Raw genomic sequence first — 19,985 nt, 5'->3', positions numbered from 1 at the left:
CATGAGGCAAGTGCAGCAAAGAACAGGCAGAATCCGCGTCAGACTCCAACCCGGTTGGTGGTTTGTTGGTCTAAACAGCATGTTTATGGTTATTTTTTCATTGGTCATCCTCTATCCGTTCTGGCAGGTGGTGGTGTTATCTTTCTCCGACGGAAGAGAAGCGACTACGCTCGGTTTCCATTTCTGGCCAAATAATTGGTCCTTTGAAGCTTATCGGTATTTGCTCTCCACTGGGGAGATCGTTCGGCCCTATATGAACTCGATTTTACGTACCGCCTTCGGGACTGTATTGGAGGTTTTATTTACCATACTGGCCGCTTATCCGCTTGCCAAGAAAGAACTTCCTTTTCGCGGGGGGCTTACCACTTATTTCATCATCCCTATGTTTTTTAGCGGGGGGTTAATCCCGACTTATCTGATCATTCGTAGTTTGGGGCTGCTCGACAACTTTCTAGTTCTCATCATTCCGGGAGCTGTTGCCATTTTCAGTATCATTATCATGCGAAATTATTTTATGTCCTTGGATACAGCTATGGAGGAATCCGCCGTGATCGACGGAGCCGGTTATTTGACGCTTCTGTTTAGAATCATTTTGCCGGTTTCGACGCCTGTACTGGCTACCATAGCCCTTTGGGCTGCAGTCGAGCATTGGAATGCATGGTTTGATGCCATTGTTTATATTCGGAACCGCAATTTGACGGTTATCCAAGTGATTATGCGTGAAATGCTGGCATCCATCAGCGAACAAAGCAATGATTTGATGTTAAATAATAATGCGCAGCAAGCGCAGCTTGCGATGAGCAACGTCCGCTCTGGCATTGCGCTGCTTTCGATAGGCCCCATCATATTAATATATCCATGGCTGCAAAAATATTTCATAAAAGGAGCTATGATTGGTTCCATAAAAGGTTGAAATTTGGAGGGATGGTATGCGTATTCGTTTTGATCTATTTCCCGGCGGAAAGTGCAAAGCTCTGACGCTAAGTTACGATGACGGACGGGAATTCGACCGGAGAATGGTTCGTATTTTGAATGATTTCGACATTCGGGGGACGTTTCACTTGAATTCCGGACTCTTGGGAAAACCAGGTTATTTGGATCGTTCGGAAGTGAAAGAATTATTTAGCGGGCATGAGGTGTCAGCTCATACGGTCAGCCATCCATATCTGAGTTTGTCTCCAAAGGAAAGAATTGCCGATGAGATCTTGCAGGATCGCCGGGAGTTGGAGCAGCTTGCCGAATATCCCGTCAAGGGGTTGTCATACCCACACGGCGCTTGGAACAAGGAGGTTGTGGCGCTGCTTCCTGCACTGGGAGTGGAGTATGCGCGAACTACAATCAATCATGGAAGCTTTGACATGCCGGAGGAGTGGTTGCTGTGGTCTCCTACCTGCCACCATCGCGATATGCTGGAATACGGCCAAAAGTTTATTGATGATCGACCGCGTCATCCTCGAATGTCTTTGCTATATGTATGGGGTCACAGTTATGAATTTAATAACAATCAAAACTGGGAGCAGCTTGAGCGATTTGGTGAATTGATCGGTCAGCAACCCGATATATGGTATGCGACCAATATTGAAATCGTCCTTTACGTCAAAGCATTGCACCAATTACGGTTTGCTGTTTCAGGGGAACTGGTTCATAATCCTTCTGCCTTGTCCGTGTGGTTCAGCTTGGAAGGACAAGCCATTGAAATAAAGCCTGGAGAAACTAAAAGACTATTTGTGTGAAATAGATGTTTGTGATAGAAACTTTGAAACGAGTGTTAAAGGTTACAAGCCTTCTTAACACTCGTTATTGTGTAGAAATTATCCTTTAACACTTCCGGCGGTTAAACCTTCAATGAGAAATTTCTGAATGATAGCAAAGATCAGAATAATTGGAAGGATGATAATTACACCACTGGCCAGAATGCCTCCCCAATTGGTCGAACCCATGCTTTCCATCACCTCAGCGATGCCAACCTGGACAGTTTTCGCAGCAAGGGAGTTCGTTAAAATAAGCGAGTATTGGTAATCGTTCCAACCAAGAATAAAGGAATAGAGGCTAATGGCGACTAACCCGGGCAAAGCAAGGGGAATCACAACAACAAACAATGTTTTTAGTTTCGATGCGCCATCCATGTAGGCCGCTTCTTCCAAATCGATCGGGATTGTTTTGAAAAAACCGCTCATGATCCAGACGCCAACAGGAATTGTCATCGTACAATAAATCATGACAAGTATTGTCTTGGTATTCAAAAGCGACATCGAGGATGCAAACTTATACCATGGAATCATAATCATTGGTCCTTGAATCATCTGCGCCAATACGAGCAGTACGAATATGAGTTTAATCCCTGGAACTTTATATCTGGCTAAACCATAACCGCTGATACAAGCTATCAAACCCGTTATCAGCGCGGTAATCGCACATGTGATCAGAGAGTTGGACAACAGTTTTCCAAGCTGGATCCCTTTTTTTCCTAGAGCCCATGTATAACTATCCAAAGTAAAAGGTGATACCCACCAAGTCGGTTTAGAGGCAAATATGGCTTCGTCGCTCTTGAATGAAGTATCCAATAGCCAAAGAAAAGGTACTAAGGTAAAAACTAATAATAGAAACAAAATCGTGTATTTCCATATTCTCATCAAGTAAGTTTCTCTCATGTTCTCGCCCCTTAACTATTATCTTTACCAAACAATCTTGCATAAACAAATACCATAATCAACACAATCAGCATCGATAAAGTTCCAATAGCAGCGCCTTTACCTAAATCCAAATAAACGAATGCATGGGTGTATAAATAGGTCGGCAAAATACTGGTTGTATAACCCGGTCCACCATTGGTCAATGCCCAGATCATTTCGAACTTCGTCCAAGAAGCGATGAGTGAAACCATACCTGTGACATACATGATCGGTCTTAACGAAGGTAGTGTGACATAAAGAAATCTCTGCCAATTGTTCGCCCCGTCAATTTCTGCTGCTTCCTTCATCTCACTGGATATTCCCTGCAGTGCGGATAGCAGCATTAATGTAACATAGGGGAACCCTTTCCAAGTAGAAGTGAGCAGCAATGATGGCCACACCCAAAATTCGTTCCCGAGCCAAACGATGTTGTCTTGAAGCAGATGCAGCAGCTTTAAATAGTAATTGAGCAACCCATATTGTCCGTCATAAATCCATTTCCAAATGATGCCGATCACAACAACAGGAGAAACCCATGGAACCATAACTAACCCACGCCAAAGGCCCCTGAGGCGAAGCTTCTGATTTAGGATAAGTGCAGCTGGAACGGCTATAAGAAATTGGAGCAATGTTGAACCAATAACCCAAACAAGGCTATTTCTAAGAATGAACCAGAAATGATCATCATCCATAATCAACTCTTTATAGTTGTTCAAGCCCGTAAACTGCGTGCCACCGCCATGAAGCAGTGAGTATTTGAAGAAGCTGAGACGAAGCGTATCGAACAACGGATAAAATTGAAACAAGGCCACATATAATACGACTGGCGCAAGCAGCAAATATCCGAAAGCATACCGTTTGATAAGGGAACGGTTATGTTTATTTCTTAACGCAATAGAAGAATTAGGTTGTTTGATTGGCGTGTCCATAGGTGAACTACCTCCTTAATAAGAGTAAAAAAAACGGGGAACAGCGACTTTAACTTCCTGTCGGTTCCCCGATGCATGCTTACAAACGTTATTTGAACTTATCTTTTATTTTATTGATCCCATCTTTGATAGCCGTGTACGTTTCTTCCGTACTCGTTTTTCCCGTGAGAAGCTTCGTCATATTATCTTGCACAAGCGTCTCTATCTCAGGTTGCCCTACGATGGTAGCCATGGGTACACCATTGTTGACTAGAATTTGGTTAAAGTCTTGCAAAATTCGCTTGTGACCATCAATGGCTTTTGGGTAAACTTTTTCAGCCTTCTTAACGATCTCATCCAAATTTGCAGTTTTCATTGCAGTGACGTTTACTACAGCTGCTTCTGACGTATTAAACTCGGAAGAGGACCACTCTTCGATTAGCTTCCATGCAACATCTTTATTTTTGCTGCCTTTGAACATGCCTACTCCAACGCTCGATACCGGTGCTTGTGCCTTGTCCCCAGAAGGTCCCTTCGGATAAGGAATCGCTCTGGTTACCTTAATGATGTCCGGATTGATGCTGTACACATTAGCAGAAAAGTAGGTTCCTGCAGCAACCATGCCCACTTCTCCGTTGCTAAACGAGCGCCACATTTCCGGATAGCCCCATGTGAAATGTGCTTTCGGACCGTAGGCTTCTAATTTTTTGAAATGATCTAGCGTCTCGATATATTTTTTCTTTGATGCTTCCGTAGTATCGCTGAGCAGGAGCCCATTGCTATATGCGGCCGTAAAAGGAACTCTGAAAGCAAACCGAGCTACGCCTAGCGGATAACCAAAGCCGTACTTATCGCCTTTCGTCATGAGTTGTGCTGCTTTCTCCAGGCTGTCCCAAGTTTTTAATTCTTCAATTTTCATGCCAGCTTCGTTCAACATTTTTTCATTTACCATGAGGGTAAAGGAGTTGGCAAGATTCGGAACGGAATAGATTTTATCTCCTTTGGACGCATATTCCAGTGTTCCTGGGAGAAAATCTTCTTTTTTCAATGCTGCGCCTTTTTTATTGAAATAAGGAGAAATATCCTCCAATCCATCCAGCTGAATAAGGCTTGTGACGTCTTGAGTCATCGTTATATCCGGATAATCGGCAGAGGATAGCATAATAGGCAGCTTCTTCTCCATATCCTGCCAGGATAAGAACATGTACTCAATGTTGACGTTTGGATACTTTTCTTTCATTTTTGTTTTAAATTGATCGGCTAACTCTTTTTCTGCCTCTGATGTTCCCGGATAGACGAAACGTATATCCGCTTTCACGGTTTTCCAATCGATTTCTTTCGTTGATGCTGCCGGAGTTGTGTTCGATGCACTTTTTTCCTCTTTGTTAGAACTACAGCCTGTCAACGCTACACTTGCCAGTACTACGAGGCTGATTAGGATCGTTGCAGGCTTTTTTAACTGTTTCATGTTTACCCCTCCTTGATGATTTGGATACAAATTTATCGTAAATGTTCTCGAATTTTATTACAATGTGACGATTTTAAGGATTAGTGGACTTATTCAAGCAAGTGGGGAAAGGCTATACCTTAGACGTTTGCAAAGCTTTATAATGCTAGTAATTAACATAAGTGAGGAGAAAACAGGATGCTTCAATTCAAAACATTGCAAACCAAAATGCTTGTTTCCTTCATTTTGCTCGTGCTTATTCCCGTCATTGGGCTTGGCAGCTTTTCATACTACATAGCAACCCGTTTTTTGGAGAAACAGACGATGCAGAATCAAGTGCAAATCATCCGGCTTATTGCCGACAATATTAAGCATATGCTGGATGATGCCACCGACCTTTCTTCCTTTATTGTGGGGAACGAAACCATTCAATCGATGCTAAGCCAAACTGCTCCTTCGTATATTGGTGATCCACAAAAGACAATTTTCAATTATTTATCTAATTTGAAACAAGCAAAAAAGTATATATCATTTATTGTTTTGTATGGAGAAAATGATTTTATGTTTAAGGATTTCTCGGAGTTTTTCAGGCAGGTGGTACCCTATGAAGAATTTAAAGAGTCCCCATTATATATGGCTACGGCTGCGCGTAACGGCCAGTCTCACTTGGATTATTCGGGCTCTTCTCTGTTTATATACGCACATAATTACAATGATATCGTACTAGGCAGACGTATTTTAAGTTTGTATGATGCAGACAAAAAGTTGGGGATGTTTTTTCTTGGAATTAATAGAGATGCCATAAGAGATGCCATCCAAGATGTGCAGATCAGTCGGACGACCAATCTGCTTCTCTTCGACGACAATTATCGACTCGTTGCAAGTAAGTTGGATGATAAAGAAATGAGCAAGCATTTTAAGGACAATGTGAACGGAATTAAAAATCTGCTTCAGCCCAATCAAACCTGGATCTATGAAATAGGAAATAAAAAATATTTAGCTGCGAACACGTCTATTGAGCTATATCGATGGCATATTGTGAGCCTTACTCCGATGGACGACATCCAAAAGCAATATAGCATTGTGCTCAGCAGCACGATCATATTGTCGTTCTCACTCCTGCTAATTGCGATTGTGATGTCTATATTGCTTTCTAAAGGCATTACACTGCCTATTAAGAAATTGCTTCGGTCTATGAACAATTTTAAACGAGGGGACTTTAATCAAAAGGTCCCTGTGGAGTCGAAAGATGAAATCGGGCTGCTCACGCAAAAGTATAATGAAATGGTCGCCCAATTGAATGAACTAATTCAGAAAGTTTATATCAGTCAAACGAATCAGAAAATGATTGAATTGAAAACACTTCAAGCACAGATTGAGCCACATTTCCTGTACAATACGTTGGATTACATTTTCTTTAGTTCAAAAATCAACGGAGATAACCAAACGGCTAAAGTCGTTCAATCGTTGAGCGAATTGTTCCGGCTTTCGCTGAATAAGGGTGAAGATTACTACAAATTAGAAAATGAAATGAATCAAATCAAAGCCTATATCAATATTCAACATGCACGTTTTCCTAGTCGATTCACTCCCATTTATCATATCGATTCCACCATTGGCCATTTTATTACGTTGAAGCTTCTTCTCCAACCTATTGTGGAAAATGCCATCCTACACGCGTTCGAACCGCCTACGGATCGCCAAGGAGTTCTATTAATTCGTTCTTATGTTCAAGAAAGTGATATTGTTTGGATCGTTCAAGACAATGGTAATGGAATGAATCCGGATCAGGTGGAACAACTGTTATATATACCAGTACGAAGTAAAGGCGGTTATGGCTTGCGAAATGTGAACGAACGGTTGCAGATGATGTTTGGTCCTGAATATGCCCTGCAAATCAACAGTATTCCTGATATCGGCACCACTGTGATTGTAAGAATTCCAATCATTGAAAATGAAACACAATGGGGGAAACTATATGAAAGTCATGGTCATTGATGATGAAGCGATTGTTATAAAAGGATTGAGCATGTTAATTCCATGGGGGGAATACGGCTTTGAATGGCTTCCACCGGCTGAAAATGGGAGAAAGGCTTTGGAGCAAATGGCATGCCTAATGCCCCATTTGATTATAGTGGATTGTCAAATGCCAATCATGGGGGGCGTGGAATTGCTTACAGAAATTCGCAATCGGAAATGGTCAATGAAATCCATCATTCTCAGCGGCCACGATGAATTTGACTATGTCAGACAAGCACTTCAGCTTGGAGCTTCGGATTACCTTCTTAAGCCGCCGGACACGGATATGATGTTAGAAGTGCTCATTAAAATAAAAAAAGAATGGGAGGAAGAAAACCAACGCAACCACCAACTACAGGAAAATATGCCTCTAATCCGTGACAGGTTTTTAAGAAGCTTACTGGAAGGAGCTCGACTTAACGAGAAGTTGTTTAGGGAGAAAACTGCCTACCTGAAGGTTCCATTGACCGTGGAGCCTTTCCGAATAGTCCTGCTGCAAATCGAGCAGGATCCCGAAACCCTCAGAAATTATAATTATGAAGATCAACAACTGATGAATTTCGCTATCCAGAATATTACTGAGGAAACGTTGCAACGATGGGAAAATAAATGCATCTTTCTGAAGAAATCCGGACAGTTTGTGATGATTATTAATATGTCATTTGCGATGGAGGAACTTCGCCGTGACCTGCAGCATTTGGTGATAAATATTAAGCAAACATTAAAATACTTTGTTACCGTCGGGATCTCAGCCCATAATGAACAATTGGTTCTCGAAGGGAAGATGGCCTATGAACAGGCTCAAATGGCCTTGGAATATAAATATTACACTGGACCGAACGAAGTCATTTTTATTGATGACTTAGACTGGGAAATGTCAAAGAGCAAGAGAAAGAACGATGGACGGGAGTCTTTAATAACTGAAGCGTCTACAGCTGAAGAAATATCAACTGCTTATGAACGGCTGCGAATGGCACTTAAGATAGGTAATCTTCAGGAATTAGAGGATTGGATGCACTCATTTTTCAATGAACTGCAAGAGAAGGAGATTACAATTCCATTAACGAAAACGGAAAGTCTGCAAGCCATGATTTATAGCGCCAGCGTTATTTCCGAATTGCATCCCAAGATGCAATTGGATCATCTATTGACGGCTGAGCAAATTCAATACGTTGTAGCCGCTGCTACCTTGCAGGAACTTAGTCAAATCTGCAAAACGTTTCTTCGTCATTTGCTCAAGTTAACCGTTGATTTGCGAAAATCCGGCAAGAATAACGTTGTGGAAGCTGCTAAAACGATGTTAGAAACCAAATATGCAAGTAACCTTTCTTTGGATACCATTGCCAAAGAAGTTTTTGTGTCGCCAGTCTATCTAAGCTTTTTGTTTAAACAGGTCGAAGGCATAAATTTAACTGACTATGTAACCCAGGTTCGGATGGATAAAGCTAAGGAATTGCTACTCGGCTCTAATCTTAAAACGTATGAAATCGCCAATCAAGTGGGGTACCAAGACGAAAAATATTTTAGTCGGCTTTTCAAGAAGAAGATCGGGATGACTCCTACTGAATTCCGCCAATAAGACTAGCGATATAATGCGAGTGATTGTAATAGAGAGGGGTAGTCTATGAGATTCAGCATTTCAAGAAAGGTCATGTTTGTTTACAGTTTGGTTTTCATAACGATAATTTTTTTATCTTTTTGGCTGTCTTATGCGGGTACCGTAGGACGATTGGAGCAGGATCTGAAGAATACTCATGTTGCTTTGTTGAAGCAAATTGATGATAAAATCGAGATCGTGTTTCGTCAAACGGAGAAAGATTTGCTCAATATGTCGCAGGAGTTAGAGTATGTATATTTTATGTATGACAGTTATGATGATGCAGCTCAGAAATATGCGAATTTTTTTGGATTATCAAACAAACTGAAAACGGCTGTGCATACGAATGAACTGTTTGCTTCAATATTCCTTTATTCAGAGGCAAGTGGCGATATACTGACTGATAAAACGTATTTGAAGAGAAGTGACTCGGAAGACAGCTGGTTGGCTACTTATATCAAAATGAAAGGGCATTCAAAATGGCTGACTACTCATAAAGTGTGGGATGGTGAAAAACAACAGGATGTCGTTACGCTGATTCGTTCCTATCCATCGATCAGCAGCCCTGAATATCGAAAGGGACTTGTTGCCATCAATATCAGTGTAGATGTTCTTTATCGGATGATCAAGGATGTGTATGAAGAAGACCAGGGCGGACATACCTTCATTATGGATGATCAAGCAAACATTGTGACTCATGACGACGCAACGCAATTATATAAGAACTTGGCACACATTCCCTATATTCAACAGATTCTGAGCCATAACGGAAGTGGATATTTCACAGTGAAAATGGAGGGGATTGAGCAATCGATATTTTATACAGCCTCTACATATACGGGGTGGCGAATTGTCAGCGTTATTCCCAAATCAAACGTATATCAGCCTTTGGAGTCTACACGGAGTTTAATGATTGCGTTTGCCGCCGGTATGGTTCTTTTAGGTCTAACTGTTCTTTTTTACGTAAACCGGCGGACCTTTAAGCCCTTGGATCGATTAGCCGGGAAAATGTCAGGAGCGTTCAAGCCAGTCCATCCTGAAGATGAGCCGATGAGAAGTGCTGTTGGGCTGGGTTACCTTGAAACGGTATTCGACCAAATGTTTGTAGATCGTGAACAACTAGAGAAGCAGGTCCGGGATTCCAAGCCAGTATTGAAATGGAGAATCATCTTGGACATGCTGTCCGGCTATAGAACGGAGTATGCATCCGTGCGCCATCACCTGGAATTTACTGGAGTTAACTTGTTTTCTGAATGGTTTGTCGTGTGTACAGCCGAGATCAGTAAGGAGGGCGGTGTTAGCCCGAAAGATGAAACCTTGTATACGTATGCGTTATGCAACGTTGCGGAAGAGTTGATGAATATGGAAAATTCGGGGGTTGCAGTTGATTTAGGAGTGGGTTTCGCTGCCATCGTTTTTAGCTTTGCAGAAGGAGATATGGAACAAAACCATCTGCGTGCATTGGCCGTTCTCGAGTTGGTTTTGGATGTCATGAAGAGGCAATTCGGGCTTCAGGTGACCATTGGTGTAGGAAGATGCTATCAGGAAATGAAGGATATCCCGATATCGTACGAAGAGTCGCAAAAAGCCCTGCAATACAAAATGGTCATCGGCAGTCATTCGGTCATTTCTATAGAAGATTTGCTGGGGCATGATAATCAGGACTATTACCGCATGATAAAGATGACGGATCGAATTGTAGAAGCGTTAAAGCAGACAGAAAACGAGAAATTAGAGGGATATATAACGGAATTGTTTCAAGAAGCGGTAAATGGCAGCTTATCTCCCGATTTGATAAGGCAGCTCTCCTACGATCTGATTATGAAATCATTGCAGGTCGTTGCTTCGATCGGCATAAATACGGAAGAATCACTTGAAGAGATGGGTAATCTCCACCAACGGATTCATCAATGCGACAATTGGCAGGATATGCAGCAGATCGTCAAAACTGTACTTGAAGGATTAGCGGGTAAAATTGAAGGAAAACGCAGTCAACGGGGAAGCAATAAGACAATTGACAGGTTGTTGGTTTACATTCGAGAACATTATCGTGAGAGTGAATTTTCCCTTGAGTTGCTGTCCGAAAAATTTCAATTAAATCCGTCATATATAAGCAAGCTGTTCAAAGAATATACGGAGAAAAACTTCATTGATTATTTGATTGAGATCCGGATCAATGCTTCCAAGGAGCTGCTTGTTGTTAAGAACCGCAAGATTAACGATATCGCAGAATGGGTTGGGTATACAAATACACGCAGCTACCTTCGGGCTTTCAAAAAATATACGGGCATGACGCCCACCGAATATCGGGAGTGGGTGCTCGGAATAGGAGCGAATTCTGCGTCGGAGTAAGCTTTAATGAGCAAAAACCCAAGATAAAGGTACCACCCTAAAGAAATGTAACCAGGCAATATACAAAAAAAGGCACATACCTCATAACACGTCTATTTCCTTCTCTTGTCAGCCCTCCTACAATCAAACTGTAACCGAACGAAAGGTTTGGGAAAAGACTTAACGAGAGGGTGAAACGATATGAAGGCTAGACTCCCGGCAACAGAATTGCGGACCGGGAAGCAAAGGGTTGAAGCGAGAACGTTTAGACAATCGATTTGGAGAAGGATGATGCAGGATAAACATTTGTATATGATGCTCCTGCCCGTGATCAGCTTTTATCTGCTGTTCAAATTCGCTCCAATGATCGGAGAAATCATTGCTTTTAAGAATTATAGGTTCGCAGACGGTGTATTCGGAAGCCAGTGGGTTGGACTTAAGCATTTTCAAATGATTTTTGCCAGCCCTGACTTTTGGCGGATATTACGAAACACACTCGTACTTAACTTGTACAGCCTCGTTTTTGGATTCCCAATTCCGGTTGTCCTTGCTCTTCTGCTCAATGAAGTCCGCAGGAAATGGTACAAGAGTATTGTACAGAATTTTTTATACGTTCCCCATTTCATGTCATGGGCAGTGCTGGGCGGAATTGTGGTTGCCGTGTTGTCACCAAGCACGGGAGTTGTGAATATGGTCCTCAAGAAAATATCCGGTGGGGAATCCGTCTATTTCATGGCAGATTCGTTCTGGTGGCCGCTAATCTATACGTTGTCGGGCACTTGGAGGGAAGCCGGGTGGGGAACGATCCTGTATATGGCAGCAATGGCCTCGATCGATCCGCAGCTTTATGATGCAGCGAAGATGGATGGTGCCAACAAGCTTCGCCAAATATGGCACATTACATTACCCGGTGTTCGCAGTACGATTGCCGTTCTACTTATTCTTAGGATGGGTCAAATGATGGATGTGGGATTGGAACAAACGCTCGTTCTACAAAACAATTCCGTACTTGATGTTGCAGATGTAATTAGCACCTATGTGTATAGGGTAGGTTTACAGAATATGAGCTACAGCTATACAACGGCGATCGGACTGTTTCAATCGGCCATCGGCTTGATCCTGATCGTTGGTGTTAACCGGATGATTCGAATGACCGGTGAACGGGGGCTATGGTAAGCAATGAGTATAACGAGCAAAGGGATTCTAACTCGATTGGCAAGTATAAGTATGTACCTCATTCTCGGCATAATCTCATTAATGACCTTGTTCCCGTTCTGGTACGAAATAGTGGCATCCTTCAGCAGCAGCAGGGCGATTAATTCCGGTGAAGTTTTCTTATGGCCGATCGAGTTTAATATAGTCGCCTATGAACGTTTGTTTGACGATGGTCAGCTATTCGTAGCCATGCGTAACACGGTTGTTGTCACGTTAGTTGGAACGGTGCTTAATATGATCATGACAATTCTGGCAGCCTATCCGCTTTCTAGACGGAGACTTCTTGGTCGAAACGCAATACTAATGATGATCACGATTACGATGTTGTTTGTCGCCGGCATTATTCCCAACTTTATCCTCATCAAAATGTTGGGGTTAATGAACTCCTATTGGGCCGTCTGGCTGCCTGGATTGATCAGCACCTACAACATGTTTGTGATGAAAACATTCATGGAAGGGCTGCCGGAAGAAATTGAAGAGTCTGCAGCGATGGATGGCGCTGGTGATTGGCGAATATTAATGCAGATTTTTATCCCACTCTGCAAGCCTATTTTGGCTGCATTATCTTTGTTCTATGCCGTTAATTGGTGGAACAGCTACTTTAACGTGATGCTCTATATCACAAAGTCGACCAAATTGACTGTTATGGTGAAGCTGTATCAGATGGTTAACAAGGTGGACGAGAATTTATTAAACAATATTGGAGGAAATGATGCCGTGGAACGAATTTTGCTTACTCCGGAAGCAATTAAAGCAGCAGCTGTTGTCATAGCCGTGTTGCCGATTCTGTGCGTATATCCATTCCTTCAGAAATATTTTGTCAAAGGTGTTTTGATCGGATCGGTCAAAGGTTGATATCCAGAGCGAACTTGCTCTTGATATAAATATTATACATGTAAGGGGATGAAAGAATGAGCAAGTTGAAACAAGCGGGAAAAGCTATTCTCGCTATAACCATGTCTTTAACAATGCTTGCCGCATGTAGTTCCAAGGATACTTCTTCTGTACAGTCTTCAGTTTCACCCGGCTCCACCACCGTTCCAAGTACGGGACCTAAGAAGGAAATCAGCGTATCGATGTTTGATCGAGGTGCAGTGCCGACGGAGGAAGGTACTTATGAAAACAACCGGTGGACAAAGTGGATCAACGAGAAATCACCTGTAAATGTCAAATGGGTTCCCGTTACCCGGAGCCAGGCGCAGCCCAAATTGAACGCCTTGATCGCTTCCGGTGAAGCACCTGATTTGATCTGGGAATATGACCGAAATTACATCAGCCAGTTGGCCAATCAAGGCGTAATTCAGCCGATCGGCGATTATATCAACAAATACAGCACGGCGTATAAAGCTTATCTGGAGAAGCACCCGGAGCTTAAACCTTATCTGAACGTCAACGGTCAAACGTATGCGGTTTCGTTCGCGCGTGATACGGTCGCCAATCACGGCATGTGGATTCGTCAGGACTGGCTGGATAAGCTAGGTCTAAAGACTCCGTCTACGGCAGAGGAATTTCTCGAAGTCGCTCGCAAATTTAGAGACGGTGACCCGGATGGCAACGGCAAAGCGGACACTATTCCGATTTCATTAAGCGGTAGCGGTGTCGGTATTTTGCGCGCATTATTTTTCACACAGGAAAATCAGTGGTATGTGGAAGGCGGCAAGCTGGAATACGGCAGGCTCCTTGACCGTTACGCGGATTCGCTTGCATTCCAGAAGCAGCTCTTTGACGAAGGGCTTATCGACAAGGAATATATTACAGACACTAATTTTCAGCGCTCAACCCAGTTGTTGACGACCGGTAAAGCAGGCATATATTTGGGCCAATGGGGTGCGGGGAGTATGGATAACGCCTATCGCGATTTGCTGAAAAATGTGCCAGATGCGAAGTTGACACCGCTCGAATCGGTCAGTACCAAGTTTGGTAAGAACGGCTTATATCAGGAAGCGCCACCGAGTGTATTTACAGTATTTAACAGTAAAATGAAGGAAGACCAGATCAAATCGGCCATACAATTTATAGACTGGATGCTGACGGATGGATGGGTACCTCTCAAGTATGGGGAGGAGAACGTACATTATAAAACAGTTGATGGCGTTCGGCAGACAATTAATCAGGACAAATTTATCAAGGAAGTCAGTTATGCTGGCGAATACGCGCTCATGATCGATTCGATGATGACACCTAAATTAATCGTAGACATGGCGGCGAAAGATGAGATATCTCAGAACTATGCCAAGTTGAAGGCGAAATCGCTCGAATTGACGATGAAGAATACATACCGGAGGGATATACCATACAGCCCAGATATTCCTGAACTAACCCAGTTGATCTCTACGTTCTCACCGATCGCTGTTCAGATTGAAACGAAAGTGGTTACCGGTGGGAAGTCCATAACAGCCCAGGATGGACTGAACGACCTCCGCAAAGAATGGAAGCGCCTCGGCGGAGATAACGTAGATAAACAGGTCCAGGATTGGTATCAGAAGAACAAGAACAATTTTAAATAACAATCTGTACCGAAATTGGCAAGTACTTTTTCCGGATGTCCATCATGTCCGGGGAAAGCGCTTGGCAACTATTTTAAAATAACGATATGAGGTGAGTAAATGATAAAAAAGATGCAATTGAAAATAACGAGTATGGTTTTAGCTTTTTCAATGACAGCTGCTTTGCTCCAAGGTTTTGTTGCTCCGCTTGTTCCCTATGCAAACGATAAAATGTCTGCTTTAGCTGCGGTATCTAATCCATCTAATCCGGTTATCTCACAATTAAATCCGAGCGAAGACACCTATGTCAGAAATGGAGGGAATGCGAATACGAACTTTGGATCCTCTACAACTCTAGGTGTAAAGAGTTTTGATGCGGATATTAATATTAACCGACAAGCTTTCATGAAATATGATTTAAGCTCTTTTGCAGGTGAGATCGGATCGGCCAAGTTAAAGATATATGCCATTGACACTGAGAATTCAACGATCGGCGTTCAAGTGTTTGGCATGGAAGACGACGCATGGAAAGGAAACACGGTAACGTGGAATACCAAGCCGATTCCCGAACATTATATAACCAATATCAATGTTGGCAAAACAGCGAGCTGGTACGAAATCGATGTGACGGCATTCGTGAAGCGGCAGAAAGCGTTGGATCAGACAGCCAGCTTCGCGTTCTTAGAGCAAGCTGCACAAGGTCATGCTGTGAACATCAATAGTGTGGAGAATACGGAGAACCGTCCGTATTTGGAAATTTCCACTGATCGTGTAAATGCAAGCGCTCCCAATTGGCCGTCTGGGGGGGCAGTCAATATTTCTAATGTAAGCGCAACAGGCCTGCAATTGAACTGGACGGCGGCCACAGACCCGGCAGGCGTGGCAAACTATACGATTTATCAAAACGGAAATGTCATCGGAACGGTTGGCGGATCGGTAACTTCGTACACGGTGACAGGATTGCAGGTCGGACAGAAGGTTACGTTCAAGGTTGAAGGCGGTAATGCCCTGAATCAATGGAGTAACGACGGGCCGTATGTGACCGTAACGTTGCCTAACCCGAAACAGACGGTTATTCTGCCACTCGAGGACACCTATGTCCGGGGCGGAGGGAACGCGAATGATAACTATGGAACAGCTGCGTTGCTAGGTGTGAAGAATTTTGATGCAGACGCCAATTTAAACCGGCAAACGTATATGAAGTATGATTTGAAATATTATGCCAGCGAGATTGGGTCGGCCAAATTAAAGATCTATGCCATTGATACCGAGAATTCGACAATTGGTGTCCAAGTATTTGGTATGGTGGACGATTCATGGAAAGCCAACACGGTAACTTGGAATACGAAGCCAGCTATTGATACTTACATCGCCAACATCGATGTAGGCAAAACAGCGGGCTGGTATGAAGTCGATGTGACTGCTTTTGTGAAAAGGCAAAAGGCGTTGGATCAGACGGTCAGTTTCGCATTCTTGGAGCAAGCTGCACAAGGTCATGCTGTGCAAATTAACAGCATGGAAAACACGGTGAACCGGCCGTATCTGGAACTTTCCACAGATCGAGTAAATGCAAACGCTCCCAATTGGCCGTCCGGAGGAAGCCTCACCGTTTCGAATCCCAATGAAACGGGCTTACAATTAAACTGGTCGGCTGCGGCGGACCCTGTTGGCGTAACTGGTTATAAAATCTATCAAAACGGAATCCTCCTGGGGACGGTTGCCGGTACTGTAAGCTCTTATACGGTTACGGGGCTGCTAATCGATCAAAAGTACACGTTTAAGGTTGAGGCCGTGAACGGCTTGAATCAATGGAGCACGGATGGCCCTTTTATTACAACGATGTTGCCATCCACGAAACTGGTACAGCTTCGTCCGGGCAATGTGTTTATGGATCATGAGGCTATCCAATTTAAGGTAATATCTACAAGACCAAGCGTAACGTGGGCAGTCTATGACTATCAAGGAGCTGCGGTTTCCGAAGGGATCAGTCCGGTTGTTCAGGGCGAGGCTATTTTGACCGTTCCTTTTACAACGTTCGGTTATTTCACTCTACAAATTAAGGTCCAATCGAACATCAGCGATCCCGTTTCCATCAAAACTCCGTTTGCCGTGCTTTCTCCTTTAGATCAATCGGGGCATGCGAATTCTCCGTTCGGGATGGCTACCCATCTGCACCGTATCCCGCCGGCAGATGCTGCTAATATGATAAAAATGATGAAATATGCCGGAATCGATATGGTTCGGGACGGCAGAGAATGGAACAGTATTGAAAAGCAAAAGGGTTCATACACCTTTTCTCCTTCTCCTGATGATTACATGGCGAAGTTGAATGATGATCATTTTGATTTCACGTTTGTTTCCGGATTCAACAACCCGTTTTACGATAACAATAGCACCCCCTATACCGATGAGGGCCGTGAAGGATTCGCCAATTATGTGAAAGCATATGCGGATCGTTACGATGGCCAGCTTGATGCCGTCGAGGTTTTCAACGAATTCAACGGAAGCTTCGGGGACAGAGGAAACGGTCCGGCAGATTCCAAACCGGAAAACTATTTTCCATTGCTGAAAAAAACATATGAAACAGTCAAGGCTGCGCATCCTGACATGCCTGTCGTGGGCATGGTCATGGCTATCGACTTGAATTGGATGGAAAAAGTATTCCAGCTTGGGGGCATGCAATATTTGGATGTGATTTCCGTTCATCCTTATGTTTATCCCGGTGAGCCGGAACGATTGGAAAGTCAAATTAAAGGCTTGCAGGACTTGATTCGGACCTACAATAATGGGCAGCTGAAACCGATCTGGATCTCCGAGACAGGCTGGCCGACGCAACTGGACAGTCGCGGAGTGGATGAACAGAAGCAGGCGGACTACCTGATTCGTGGTTACGTCGTTTCAATCGCGAACGGCATCGATAAAATTATGTGGTACGATTTTATGAACGATGGAGTTCAGCTCAATTATAACGAAGATAATTTCGGCATCATCCGTAATCCGAATGATAAACTGGGCGCTTACACGCCTAAGCCTGCCTACGCGGCTTATGCGACCATGTCAAGAGCACTTGGCGGCGCACAGTTCGTAAGTAAGGATTCGACGGATACTGACATCCGAAGTTACGTTTTTGAAAAGAACGGTGAACAAATAAGAGCTTTGTGGGCAATAGGTTCGTCGGTCCCGGCTGTTATTCATACCACCAATTCGATCCAAATCACGGATATGATGGGAAATACAGAAACCTACGTCCCCTATAATGGGAATGTGTATGTGACATTAAACGATGAGCCGCTTTTTATAAAAGGGCATATTTCCGGAGTCGAAAAGGATTCCACGTTCTCCCTGCATGGAGATCCCACTCGGGTTGGTGATCCGATCAATCTGACATTGGAAACCGATAATACAACATTTGCATCATACTCATTTAGCTTGAAGGTTGAAGGCGAGTCATATCCGGTAGTTGCCGAGGGTGGTCATAAGGTTACCCAAATGCTGACCGTTTCGAATCTGAATGAACCCGGAGTCCGCTTGGTTAAGGGTTACTTGACGAAAGGGAATGACAAGATCGGCATGATAAGGAGTGCGGTTACAGCTCTCCAGTCCTATGAAGTCAAGGTTCGTCCCATTTTTGCCGACGTAGATACGATGACCAAAACGCTTCAAATTCAGATTAACAATCTTTCTGCCACCAAAGGATTGCAAGTTAAAAAAGTCGAATGGAAGTTCGGTACGCAATCGGGAACGAAGGACATACATGCTGTGGTTCAGTCCAGTTCCGCAGATGTATATGATATTCCGCTTATCGGTTACGGTCTAGGGGTAACCAATGCGCTTAAAGTCACGGTCTACTTTGATGAATTCGATCCATTCACTTATGAAGGAACGGCTGAATTCAATCCCATTATGCAAGGGACGGTAAACGTTGGCGGAGGGCTCGATCCAGAAACGGCAGCCGCTTCCTCCACAATCGACCTGTCCAAGGGTACAGTCAAGATGACAGGTTATCAAGGCGCAAGTGATTTAAGTGGGAAATTTTGGCTTAACTTCGATTCGAATCGTCTGTATATCACAGCCAGGGTCAAAGATAACACCATGACTGCACCCTTTACCGGAGCGGACATTTATAAAAATGACAGCTTTCAATTCGCAATTTCGAACGGACTCCCGGGAGAGAGTCTCAGTTGGTATGAATACGGGATTTCCCAAACACCAAACGGTCCGCAAATTTATCGCTGGATTACACCACCGGGAGTAAGTAAAGGGTTGGTGACAAATGGCGATCTTGTCGTCACGAGAGATGAAAATCAGCACGAAACGATTTACGAGTTGGGGCTTCCTTGGTCGGAATTAACACCGATTAAAGCTGAAAGGAACGGGGTCATCAGCTTCTCTTTATTGGTTAATGACAATGATGGTAACGGTAGGAAAGGTTGGATCGAATGGGGGGGCGGGATCGGCGACGGCAAATTGTCCAATAAATTTCGTTCCATGCAGTGGGTCGTAACAGATGATACCCCGCCAACTACTTTTGCTGCGCTTGCCGGAACGAAGCATAATGATTGGTACGTATCTGCTGTCAAAGTTAACCTGAGCGCCACGGATGATCGATCCGGTGTGACAGAGTCTGTGTATAGTTTGAATGACGGTGTCACATGGCAGCCATATACGCAGGAACTTAGGTTTGTTGAAGATGGAACACATACGTTGTTATACCGCTCAACCGATGCTGTAGGTAATGTGGAGCAAGCTAAGTCGGTTACATTAAAAATTGACCAGACTTCCCCGGTCGTGCAGATTTCCGGCGTTGGCACGTTTACTGTCGATCAGAATGTGAAGATAACATGTTCGGCCACGGATAGCGTATCGGGCATTGTTTACAGCAATTGTAACGGGCTGCTGGTTGATAGTCCTGCCTATATGCTGGGGTTGGGCACACATCAGGTATCGGCAACTGCTGAGGATGCAGCAGGCAACACTTCAATCGAAACATCAAGCTACACAATTCAAGTGACAAGGGACAGCTTAATGATAGTAACACAGCGATTCGTAACCGGTGCTGGATCGAACGGAGTGATCAACTCGCTTGTCAAAAAGCTGGAACATTCGCAGTATGGCGCTTATGTGAACGAGATATCAGCGCAAAAAGGAAAACGGATTCCGAACGAGTTGGCAGACATCTTGATTGAACTTGCCCACGCGCTAGAATAATGGCCTGCCCCGGTTAGGAGATAATTCTGACCGGGCTTTTCTAATATAAGGCGGTCCAAAATTTATTTTCAAATGGAATGGAGGGATTTAATATGTTTCGGA

The 19,985-nt window shown here is 43.7% G+C and carries 12 protein-coding genes; 9 read left to right on the top strand and 3 right to left on the bottom strand.

Annotation, left to right across the window (positions count from 1 at the left end; translation table 11 throughout):
• The first annotated feature begins 1 nt into the window (after window position 1).
• Both AB4114_RS04920 and AB4114_RS04915 read left to right on the top strand, forming a co-directional pair.
• Window positions 2–913 (top strand): carbohydrate ABC transporter permease, encoded by a 912-nt coding sequence (locus tag AB4114_RS04920; protein WP_441987412.1) that lies wholly within the window; start codon window positions 2–4, stop codon window positions 911–913.
• A gap of 16 nt (window positions 914–929) precedes the next feature.
• Window positions 930–1,733 (top strand): polysaccharide deacetylase family protein, encoded by an 804-nt coding sequence (locus AB4114_RS04915; protein WP_441987411.1) that lies wholly within the window; start codon window positions 930–932, stop codon window positions 1,731–1,733.
• A 78-nt stretch (window positions 1,734–1,811) separates the two neighbouring features.
• Here the strand turns inward: AB4114_RS04915 and AB4114_RS04910 are convergent, their stop codons facing one another.
• From AB4114_RS04910 to AB4114_RS04900, 3 genes are all read right to left on the bottom strand, one after another.
• On the bottom strand, window positions 1,812–2,651 hold the full coding sequence (locus AB4114_RS04910; protein ID WP_436245602.1) for a carbohydrate ABC transporter permease: 840 nt from the start codon (window positions 2,649–2,651) through the stop codon (window positions 1,812–1,814).
• Window positions 2,652–2,662: 11 nt separating this feature from the next.
• Window positions 2,663–3,601 carry a carbohydrate ABC transporter permease gene (locus AB4114_RS04905; protein ID WP_441987410.1) on the bottom strand — a complete coding sequence of 313 codons (939 nt, stop codon included), beginning with the start codon at window positions 3,599–3,601 and terminating at the stop codon, window positions 2,663–2,665.
• 88 nt (window positions 3,602–3,689) lie between these two features.
• The gene (locus tag AB4114_RS04900) at window positions 3,690–5,048 is read right to left on the bottom strand and encodes an ABC transporter substrate-binding protein (RefSeq protein ID WP_441987409.1); all 1,359 of its coding nucleotides are present in this window, start codon (window positions 5,046–5,048) and stop codon (window positions 3,690–3,692) included.
• A gap of 177 nt (window positions 5,049–5,225) precedes the next feature.
• Here AB4114_RS04900 and AB4114_RS04895 point away from each other — a divergent pair, with 177 nt between their 5' ends.
• The 7 genes from AB4114_RS04895 (at window position 5,226) to AB4114_RS04865 (ending at window position 19,883) form a co-directional block, all read left to right on the top strand.
• Entirely contained in the window at window positions 5,226–7,025 is a 1,800-nt protein-coding gene (locus AB4114_RS04895; RefSeq protein ID WP_441987408.1) for a sensor histidine kinase, read from the top strand.
• Window positions 7,006–8,625, top strand: coding sequence for a response regulator (locus AB4114_RS04890; protein WP_441987407.1), 1,620 nt, complete (start codon window positions 7,006–7,008; stop codon window positions 8,623–8,625). Before AB4114_RS04895 ends, AB4114_RS04890 begins: the two co-directional genes overlap by 20 nt.
• Before the next feature lie 45 nt (window positions 8,626–8,670).
• Window positions 8,671–10,995: a helix-turn-helix domain-containing protein gene (locus AB4114_RS04885; protein WP_441987406.1), complete on the top strand. Its 2,325-nt coding sequence runs from the start codon at window positions 8,671–8,673 to the stop codon at window positions 10,993–10,995.
• 180 nt (window positions 10,996–11,175) lie between these two features.
• The gene (locus AB4114_RS04880) at window positions 11,176–12,150 is read left to right on the top strand and encodes an ABC transporter permease (protein WP_441987405.1); all 975 of its coding nucleotides are present in this window, start codon (window positions 11,176–11,178) and stop codon (window positions 12,148–12,150) included.
• Window positions 12,151–12,153: 3 nt separating this feature from the next.
• Window positions 12,154–13,044 carry a carbohydrate ABC transporter permease gene (locus AB4114_RS04875; protein WP_441987404.1) on the top strand — a complete coding sequence of 297 codons (891 nt, stop codon included), beginning with the start codon at window positions 12,154–12,156 and terminating at the stop codon, window positions 13,042–13,044.
• A gap of 56 nt (window positions 13,045–13,100) precedes the next feature.
• The gene (locus AB4114_RS04870) at window positions 13,101–14,696 is read left to right on the top strand and encodes an extracellular solute-binding protein (RefSeq protein WP_441987403.1); all 1,596 of its coding nucleotides are present in this window, start codon (window positions 13,101–13,103) and stop codon (window positions 14,694–14,696) included.
• Window positions 14,697–14,795: 99 nt separating this feature from the next.
• Window positions 14,796–19,883 carry a CBM96 family carbohydrate-binding protein gene (locus AB4114_RS04865; protein WP_441987402.1) on the top strand — a complete coding sequence of 1,696 codons (5,088 nt, stop codon included), beginning with the start codon at window positions 14,796–14,798 and terminating at the stop codon, window positions 19,881–19,883.
• Window positions 19,884–19,985: the final 102 nt, after the last annotated feature.

Origin of the sequence: Paenibacillus sp. 2RAB27 (genome assembly GCF_052115445.1) — a bacterium.
Lineage (GTDB): Bacteria > Bacillota > Bacilli > Paenibacillales > NBRC-103111 > Paenibacillus_E.
The sequence above is the reverse complement of the archived record's forward strand: the minus strand, read 5'-3'. Positions and strand labels throughout refer to the sequence as shown.